Annotated in this window: 8 protein-coding genes; 1 reads left to right on the forward strand and 7 read right to left on the reverse strand. The window is 74.6% G+C overall.

Features of this window, described 5'->3' with window-relative positions; genetic code table 11:
• Positions 1–97: 97 nt before the first annotated feature.
• From NT8_RS25510 to NT8_RS25540, 7 genes are all read right to left on the reverse strand, one after another.
• Complete coding sequence (locus NT8_RS25510) at positions 98–385, reverse strand: hypothetical protein (RefSeq protein WP_067974837.1); 288 nt, start codon at positions 383–385, stop codon at positions 98–100.
• 34 nt (positions 386–419) lie between these two features.
• Entirely contained in the window at positions 420–983 is a 564-nt protein-coding gene (locus NT8_RS25515) for a GNAT family N-acetyltransferase (protein ID WP_157515976.1), read from the reverse strand.
• 289 nt (positions 984–1,272) lie between these two features.
• Positions 1,273–1,854 carry a GNAT family N-acetyltransferase gene (locus NT8_RS25520; protein WP_067974842.1) on the reverse strand — a complete coding sequence of 194 codons (582 nt, stop codon included), beginning with the start codon at positions 1,852–1,854 and terminating at the stop codon, positions 1,273–1,275.
• 3 nt (positions 1,855–1,857) lie between these two features.
• Positions 1,858–3,141 carry a nucleotide disphospho-sugar-binding domain-containing protein gene (locus NT8_RS25525; protein WP_067974844.1) on the reverse strand — a complete coding sequence of 428 codons (1,284 nt, stop codon included), beginning with the start codon at positions 3,139–3,141 and terminating at the stop codon, positions 1,858–1,860.
• 49 nt (positions 3,142–3,190) lie between these two features.
• Positions 3,191–4,600 carry an NDP-hexose 2,3-dehydratase family protein gene (locus tag NT8_RS25530; RefSeq protein WP_067974847.1) on the reverse strand — a complete coding sequence of 470 codons (1,410 nt, stop codon included), beginning with the start codon at positions 4,598–4,600 and terminating at the stop codon, positions 3,191–3,193.
• Positions 4,597–5,709, reverse strand: coding sequence for a DegT/DnrJ/EryC1/StrS family aminotransferase (locus NT8_RS25535; protein WP_067974850.1), 1,113 nt, complete (start codon positions 5,707–5,709; stop codon positions 4,597–4,599). The genes NT8_RS25530 and NT8_RS25535 overlap by 4 nt, the downstream gene beginning before the upstream one ends.
• Before the next feature lie 188 nt (positions 5,710–5,897).
• On the reverse strand, positions 5,898–6,425 hold the full coding sequence (locus NT8_RS25540; RefSeq protein WP_067974853.1) for an LmbU family transcriptional regulator: 528 nt from the start codon (positions 6,423–6,425) through the stop codon (positions 5,898–5,900).
• 411 nt (positions 6,426–6,836) lie between these two features.
• Between NT8_RS25540 and NT8_RS25545 the strand changes: the two genes are divergently transcribed.
• Positions 6,837–8,084 carry an activator-dependent family glycosyltransferase gene (locus NT8_RS25545; RefSeq protein ID WP_067974856.1) on the forward strand — a complete coding sequence of 416 codons (1,248 nt, stop codon included), beginning with the start codon at positions 6,837–6,839 and terminating at the stop codon, positions 8,082–8,084.
• Positions 8,085–8,095 lie beyond the last annotated feature (11 nt).

Here is an 8,095-nt window from a genome sequence, read left to right on the forward strand (position 1 = left end):
GGCCGGGGCGCGGCGCGCGGCGGGGCGCGGCGCGCGGCGGGGCGCGGCGCGCGGCGGGGCGCGGCCGCCGCCGCGCCCCGCCCGCCGGAGTCGGCGGTCACGCGCCCGGCTGCGGCTCCTTCTCCTTCGCCTCGATCCTCGGGGCGATGAAGTCGGCGAGGTCCTCGAAGGACGTGCCGCCGAAGGACGCGAAGTCCTCCAGCAGCGTCACGTCGTAGGAGTCCTCCAGGGCGAGCAGGAGCTGCACCACGGAGAAGGAGTCCAGATCGGCCATCCCCTCCGGCTCCGGCAGGTCGAACTGCGGCTCGTTGGAGGAGAACATGACCACGGTGTAGGCCTGGACCTTGATCTGCGAGAGGAGTTCCTCGCGGTCGACTGCGCTCATCGGTTGCACGCCTTTCTCGAAGGGGGTGGGGGCCTCAGCGGTCGGCCGGGGGCCGGACGAGCCATTCCAGGAAGCGGGTGCCGTACCTCTCCCAGCGGTCGCGGGTGATGACGAACAGGCGGGCGCCGGGCACGCCGGTCGACCGGACGCCCTCGGGCATCTCCCGGGCCTCGGCCAGCACGCCCGGCCGGGTGGCGAGCTGGTCGGCGCGCTCGCCCGCCGACCAGATGGCGACCCGCTGCACGCCCCACCGGTTGAACGCGTGGTCGACCACGGCCATCGTCGCCTCGAAGGTCATGCCGACCGGGGCGGTGTCCTGGTCGACGTGGACGTCGACCTGGACGGCACCGGCCTCGGTGTCGAGGCGGGAGAACGAGCAGAACCCCACCACCGACCCGTCGCCGGTGTTCTCGATGAGGGCCTGCTCGGCGACCTCGGCGGGGTCGTCGGGCAGGAGGGCCAGCAGCAGGTCGGTCCCGCCGGGTCCGCCGACGCCGTGCTCGGCGAGCAGGTCCCGCACGCCCGCCGACCCCCGCGGGGGGACGGTCGTCAGCGCGCTCCTGCGGGTGCGCGTTCGGGGGGAGAGCTGTTCCGTCACCACGAATCCTCCGTTGATCGTCCGGCTCGTTGCTCCGTTGGGCGGGTGTGTCGTCCGTTCGGTGCGGCGCACGGGGACGCGGCGCGCGGGCGCGGCGCGGGCCGCCCGCCGGTGTCCCGCCGGCGGGACACCGGCGGGGCCCGACCCTAATGCCGCGCGCGATTCCGTGGAATGGCGGTCGGCCGGTCCCGGGAATGGCGCGGGCGCCGTTTCCGCGCCGCCCGCGCGCATTTCTCCGCGGCCCCGATCCGCCTTTTCCCGGGGCCGCGCGCACCGCGTCGGGGAATGGTCAGCCGCCGGGTCCGGTCCCGGCGGCGGGGGCGGGCGCGGGACGGGTGAAGCGGCGCAGGACCAGGGCCCCGCTCTCCTCCCACGCCTGCCGGCCGATCGCGTAGTAGTACAGGTCCCACAGCCGCCCCAGGAAGTACACGTGCCCCGGCAGCACCGCCTCCAGCGGCATGCGGGACACCGCCGACCGGAACCGGTCGCGGCTGGCGTCGGTGGTCAGGATGTAGACCTTGCGCACCTGCGGCCAGGCGGCGAAGGCGTAGTTGACCAGCAGCATCATGGCCTCGGCGCCGGCGCCCGGGGGCGTCCGGTCGACGTCGAGGTAGATGCCGACCTTCACGTGCCCGGCGGGGTCGCGGTCGCGCAGCGACCCGGCGCCCACGATCTCGCCGGTGGCGCGGAGCCGGATGGCGAACACGACCGCGTCGCCGTCGGGGGAGCCGTCCAGGGCCGCGCTGAAGGCGTCGACCGGGGGCAGCACGCGCATGCCGGTCCGGGCCAGGCCCCGGTACAGGTCCGGGCCGTCCTCGGGCCGCGCCGGGGTGAACACGACGCTGCGGGTCTGCAGGTGGGTGTCGAGCACGGGTCACCTCCGTGGGGGTGCGGTGGCGGGGGCGCGCCCGGCGGCGAACGCCTCCAGGCGGGCGGCGGCGGCCGCGGGGGCGGGCATGGCCCGCGCCCGCGCGCACATTCGCGCGGCGCCCCGGCGGGCCGCCGGGGCGGTGCGGCGGACGGCGGCGGCCGCGACCGCCTCGGGGGTGGCCGCCGCGCCGGTGAGCACGGTCGCCGCCCCGCTGCCGGCGAGCGCCCGCGCCAGCGGCTCCTCGTCGAACTGGAAGGCGGGCGGCACCAGGTCGGGCACCAGGAGCTGGGGCACCCCGTGGACGAGCGCGGTCGCGGCGGTCCCCGCGCCCCCGTGGTGGACGACGGCCGACGCGCCCGCCGCCAGCAGCGCGTGCAGCGGGACGTGCCCGGTCAACCGGACCGAGGCGGGCGCGGCGGCGGTCAGCCGCGCCCGCCATTCGGCGGGCAGCGCCGCCACCGTCTCCACCCCGGACGCGTCCAGGGCGGCCAGCAGAGCGGGCAGCGCCAGCCCGTGGCCCCGGTCGAACCGCTCCAGGGCGGAGGCGCCCAGGGTGAGGCAGACCCGCGGCCGGGCGGGTGCGGCGCGCAGCCAGGCCGGCACCTCGGCCGGCCCGTTGTAGGGGACGTAGCGCAGCGGGATCTCGGCGGTGCCCGCCGCCGCGCCGCCGCGCAGCGACGCCGGCAGGCAGGCCAGGGTGGCGCCGCCCAGCACCAGGTCGGCGGAGTACGCCGCCCCGTGCTGGTCGGCGCGCGCGGCCAGCCAGGCGGTGAGCGGGTCCGCGCCCGGGGCGACCCCGTGCGCGGCCAGGCGTTCGCGCAGCCGGGCGATGAGGTCGACGCCCCACACGAAGCGGGCGTGCGGCGCGCCGACCGCGGCGGCCGCCACCGCGCCGGCGAACGTGGTCTCCTCCCAGACGACCAGGTCCGGCCGCCAGCGCCGGCACAGGGCGACGAGGTCGCCGAGCATGGGCTCGTTGACCATCCGCCACCAGAACGTCACCACCCGGCCGAGGGCGTCGAGCAGCCCGCCGTCGACCGGCCGGGTGAGGGCGATGTCCACGAACGGCACCCCGCCCTGGGGGGCGCGCCGCAGCGCCCGGCCGAACCGGTGGTCGGCGCCGGCCTCCGCGAAGGGCAGCCCGGCGCGCAGGACGGCCGTCCGCAGCCCGGGCTGCCCGGCGAAGCGCACGTCGTGGCCGCGGGCGCGCAGCGCCCACGCCAGCGGCACCATGCCGAGCATGTGGGTGGGCTCGGCCTGGCAGGTGAGCAGGACGCGCACGGTCACCCCCGTTCTGCCGGTGCGGTCGGGCCCGGCGGCGCCGGGCGGTGGCGGGTCAGCCGAGGGTGTGCAGGCATGCCAGCAGGGTCCGCGCCTCGATGTTCAGGTAGTGCGCGTGCCGGACCAGGTCCATGAGCTGGCCGACGGTGACCCAGCAGAAGCCCTCGGGCGGGTCCTCGGGGGCGTCGGCGCCGGCGTCGACCACCCGGTAGCGGGTGCGCGCGTGCCGGAACCGGCCGCCCTCCTCGGACAGCACCGTGTCGAACCGGACGCGCGCCGGGTCGTCGGTGAGCGCGAGGTCGGCGAAGGGGCCGGCGCTCGCGGCCGCCCCGCCGCGGGTGCGGCCCTGCGCGGTGGGCGCCATCTCCACCAGGTCGAGCAGGCCGGGCTCGGGGCGGGCGCACACCAGGACGTGCAGCACGCCGTCGAACACGCGGACCACGAACGCGGCCAGGCCGACGTCGGTGGGCTCCAGCAGCGGCTGGTACCACCGGCCGACCTCGCGGTGGCGGGCGCCGACCCGGACGCCGACGATGCGGAAGTCGGTGTCCGGGCCGCCGGAGATCGCGTCGGCGCCGCACTCCCAGCCGTCGACCTCGGCCAGCGGGACGCGCTCGGTCTTCCACAGGCAGCGCGCCTTGGCGTCGGTGAGCCGGCTGATGACGGCGCCGAGGCTGGTGCGGGCGCGCGGGTCGTCGCCGCGCGCGGCGGTGGACCGGCGCACGGCGGCGGTGAACGGGTCGGCGCCGGGGGCCTCCGCGTCGCCGACCGGTTCCACCGGCATGCACGCCAGCACCGTGCGGGCGTCCATGTTGACCAGGTCGTCGGTGCGCAGCAGGGCGCGGATCTGGCCGAGGGTCAACCAGCAGAAGCCCTCGCGCACCGGGACGTCGGTGCCGGGCGGCACCTCCACCACGATGTTGCGGTTGTGCTTGCGCCAGAACCAGCCGCCCTGCTCCGACTGGAGCACGTCGACGAGGACCCGGCCGGCCCCGGGGTCGCGGAAGTACTCCGCGTAGGGCGTGGAGCGGCCCTCGTGCAGGCGGGTGTAGTTGCTCCGGGTGGCCTGGACCGTCGGCGAGAGCTGGCGGACGTTGACGTTGCCCGGCTCGAACTTGGCCTGCATGAGGCAGTGCAGGACGCCGTCGAACTCCTGCACGAGGATGCCGAGGATGCCGATCTCCGGCTGGTGGATGATCGGCCGGGTCCAGGGGTCCGCGCCGCCGCCCGGGTGGACGCGGACCCCCTCGATGGAGAAGAACCCGCCGGTGGCGTGGACGAGGTCGCCGGTGCGCGGGGCGAACCCCCACTGCTCCAGCGCGCCGAACGGCACCGGCTCCACCGCGTAGGCGCCGGAGCGGGGCAGCCCCCCCCACCAGGTGTGGAACCGCTCCAGGGAGCCGACGACCGCGCCGCCGTGGGCGGCCGACGCGGCGAACCGCGCCGCGACCTCCGCCTGCTTCACAGCTTGGCCAGCGTCTCGCGCAGCGCGCCGATGACCCGGTCCTGCTCGGCGACGGTGAGCGAGGGGTACATGGGCAGGGAGAAGATCTCCCCGGCCAGCCGCTCGGTGACCGGCAGCATCTCGCGCGGGTAGCCGAAGTGCGCGAACCCGCGCTGGTGGTGCACCGGCCACGGGTAGCTGATGTTGAGCGCGATGTCGTGCTCCTTCATCAGCTCGATGATGCGGTCCCGCTCGGGGTGGCGGACCACGTAGAGGTAGTAGACGTGGACGTTGCCGGGGGCGGTGACGGGCAGCACCAGGCCGCTGTCGGCGAGCGCCTCGTCGTAGCGGGCGGCTACGGCCTGCCGGCCGGCGATGTAGTCGTCCAGCCGGGTGAGCTTGCGGCGCAGGATCTCGGCGTGCACCTCGTCCAGCCGGCTGTTCTGCCCGCCGGCCTCCTCCACGAAGTAGCGGCCCTCGTCCATGCCGTAGTAGCGGAGCCGGCGCAGCCGGGCGTCGATCTCGGGGTCGGCGGTGATGGTGGCGCCCGCGTGCCCGTAGGCGCCCAGCACCTTGGTCGGGTAGAAGGAGAACGCGCCCGCGCGGCCGATGGTCCCGGCGATGCGGCCGTGGTAGCGGGCGCCGTGCGCCTGGGCGCAGTCCTCCACGATGGGCAGGCCGTGGTCGGCGGCGATGCGCTCCAGCGGGGCCATGTCGACGGTCTGGCCGTACATGTGCACCGGCACGATGGCCTTGGTGCGCTCGGTGATGGCGGCCTCCACCTGGCCGACGTCCATCAGGTAGGTGTCGGCGTGGATGTCCACGAAGACGGGCTTGGCGCCGGTCATGTCGATGGCCAGGACGGTCGGCGCCGCGGTGTTGGACACCGTGATGACCTCGTCGCCCCGGCCGACGCCCAGGGCGCGCAGCGCGAGGACGATGGCGTTGGTGCCGTTGTCGACGCCGGCGCAGTGGGGAACGCCGTGGTAGGCGGCGAACGCCTCCTCGAACGCGTCCACGAAGGGACCCCACACCAGGCGGCCGGAGCTGAATACGGTGTCGACCGCTTCCAGGAGGTCCTGGCGCTCTTTCTCGTACTCGCCCAGATATCCCCAGACATACGTGGTCATCGCTTTTCCTCTTCGCAGTCGTAGGCGACCGCGTTCCGGCGCTCACATCCGGAATCGCGGGTTATCGGGATGCGGAAACTGATCCCCTGGATGCTGCCATAAGGGGAACGCCGTCGGGAAGACGCGTTTTTCCGGGGGAAGCACAGCGCGGGCGGGGGCACGGCCGCGGTGCTAATATCCCGTCCTCCTCAGCCGCGTGGAGTGGCGGCGGTCTGCTCGATCGGCTTCGCGTTCTGCGCCGCGTCGTCGAGTATCGACGCGATCCAGTCGAGCAATGGCATGCCGGAACTGTCCGCGGCCTGCTGCCATTGCTCCTTTCTGCCGCTGAGCGCCTTGAGGCGGACGTAGACGACCGCGTCGAGCGCGCGTCCGCCCTCGCCGGCGACCGCGCCGCGGATGCGCGCGCGCAGTTCGTTGCGGGACCAGCCGCCGGCGTCGGCCTGGGCCAGCCAGCGCTCCTGCTGCTCCTGCGGCAGGCCGGCGACCTCGGCGTGGTGCTGGAAGCTCAGGCCCTCGCGCCGGCGGGCGGCGGTGAACTTGCGCGCCACCCACGCGTAGTTGCGCAGGGTCTGGTAGTCGAGGCCGGTCTCCTCGATGGCGCGCTTGTAGCGGTCGGGGTAGTTGCGCTGGCCGTAGACGAGCCAGTCGCCCAGCCACCACGCGGACGCCTCGGAGATGACGAAGATGTTGCGCCCGAGACGCTTCCACGCTTCCATGGGAACGCCGTCGGGAATGGACAGGCACGTACGCTTGGTCAGGAATTCACCTCCCCCGAGGGTGAACCGCTTACCGCGGACACCGGTTCCCTTGAGCTGTATTCCGTTCACTCCGGTATCGACCGTACTCACCAAAGCCATGGACTCCGATCATCGAACGTGGAGACTCCAGGGGACTTGTGGACCCCCGCCATCCCGGCGCTGATTGGATTCCGGCGTCCCGTGCGTGCGAAAAGCCCTTCCCGGGCACGACGAACGGCGCCGAGTGCCATCGCGTGGCAACCTCGCATTGGGGCCGGATTTATGGCCGAACCCCGGTCAGACCTGCCTCGGTAAACATCACCGATCATGCCAGGGCAGTTCTCGTGTTCGTCTAGACGGCTTCTAGACGCCCCTCGTCAAGGACATACTGTGCGTATTCTCTTCGCTACGTTCTCGGAAAAGACACACTTCATCGGAATGGTGCCGACCGCGTGGGCGCTGCGGACGGCCGGGCACGAGGTGTGCGTGGCCAGCCAGCCGGCGCTCGGCCGGGTGGTGGCGGCGACCGGGCTGCCGTTCGCGCCCGTGGGGGCCGACCACCGGTTGCGCGACGTGCTCCGGTTCGCCGCCCGGATGGGCGCGGAGCAGACCCCGGAGTTCGACATGACGGCCGACCCCGACGAGGTGGCGTGGGACGACCTGCGCGAGGGCTACCGGGACATGGTGCTGCTGTGGTGGAAGGTGATCAACGAGCCGATGCTCACCGACCTGGTCGACCTGTGCCGCGCCTGGCGCCCGGACCTGGTGGTGTGGGAGCCGCTCACCTTCTCCGCGCCGATCGCGGCGCGCGCGGCCGGTGCGGCGCACGTGCGGTACCTGTTCAGCTCGGACCTGCTGGCGCGGATGCGCGCCCGCTACCTGGAGGCGATGGCGGACCTGCCCGAGGCCGAGCGGGAGGACCCGCTGGGGGCGTGGCTGGCCGACCGGGCGGACCGGCACGGGGTGGCGTTCGACGAGGAGCTGGTGCGCGGCGAGGCCACCGTCGACTACCTGCCGCCGACGCTGCACCTGGACGCCGGGCGACGGGTGCGCCGGCTGCCCGTGCGGTGGACCTCCTACAACGGGCGGGCGGTGGTGCCGGAGTGGCTGCGGCGCCCGGCCGAGCGGCCCCGGGTCTGCCTGAGTCTGGGCACCAGCGCCACCGACCGGCTGGACGGCTACGCGGTGTCGGTGGCCGACGTGCTCGACGGGCTGGCCGACCTCGACGCCGAGGTGGTGGCCACCCTCCCGGTGGAGCAGCAGCGGCGGCTCGGGACCGTGCCCGGCAACGTCCGCCTGGTCGACTACGTCCCCCTGCACGCCCTCGCCCCCACCTGCGCGGCGATGATCAGCCACGGCGGGGCGGGCACGGTGCTCACGGGGCTGGCCGACGGGGTGCCGCAGCTCGTGCTCCCGCACCACATGTACGACGAGCCGCTGCTGGGCCGGATGCTGGCCGAGCAGGGGTCGGGGCTGCTGGTGACCGAGCCGGGGGTCGACGCGGTGCGCGCGGCGGCGGGCCGGCTGCTGGCGGAGCCCGGGTTCGCGCGGGCGGCGGGGCGGGTGCGGGACGAGATCGCGGCGATGCCCGATCCGGCGGCGCACGCCCGGACGCTGACCGCGGTGGCGCGCGGCTGATCCGGCCGCCG

This window comes from Nocardiopsis trehalosi NBRC 14201 (assembly GCF_001552555.1).
GTDB classification, from domain to species: Bacteria; Actinomycetota; Actinomycetes; order Streptosporangiales; family Streptosporangiaceae; genus Nocardiopsis_B; species Nocardiopsis_B trehalosi.

Excerpts from the sequence above, each read along its gene's own strand:
- NT8_RS25510 (WP_067974837.1), bottom strand. The coding sequence starts at position 385 with ATGAGCGCAGTCGACCGCGAGGAACTCCTCTCGCAGATCAAGGTCCAG.
- NT8_RS25535 (WP_067974850.1), bottom strand. The coding sequence starts at position 5,709 with ATGACCACGTATGTCTGGGGATATCTGGGCGAGTACGAGAAAGAGCGC.
- NT8_RS25540 (WP_067974853.1), bottom strand. The coding sequence starts at position 6,425 with ATGGAAGCGTGGAAGCGTCTCGGGCGCAACATCTTCGTCATCTCCGAG.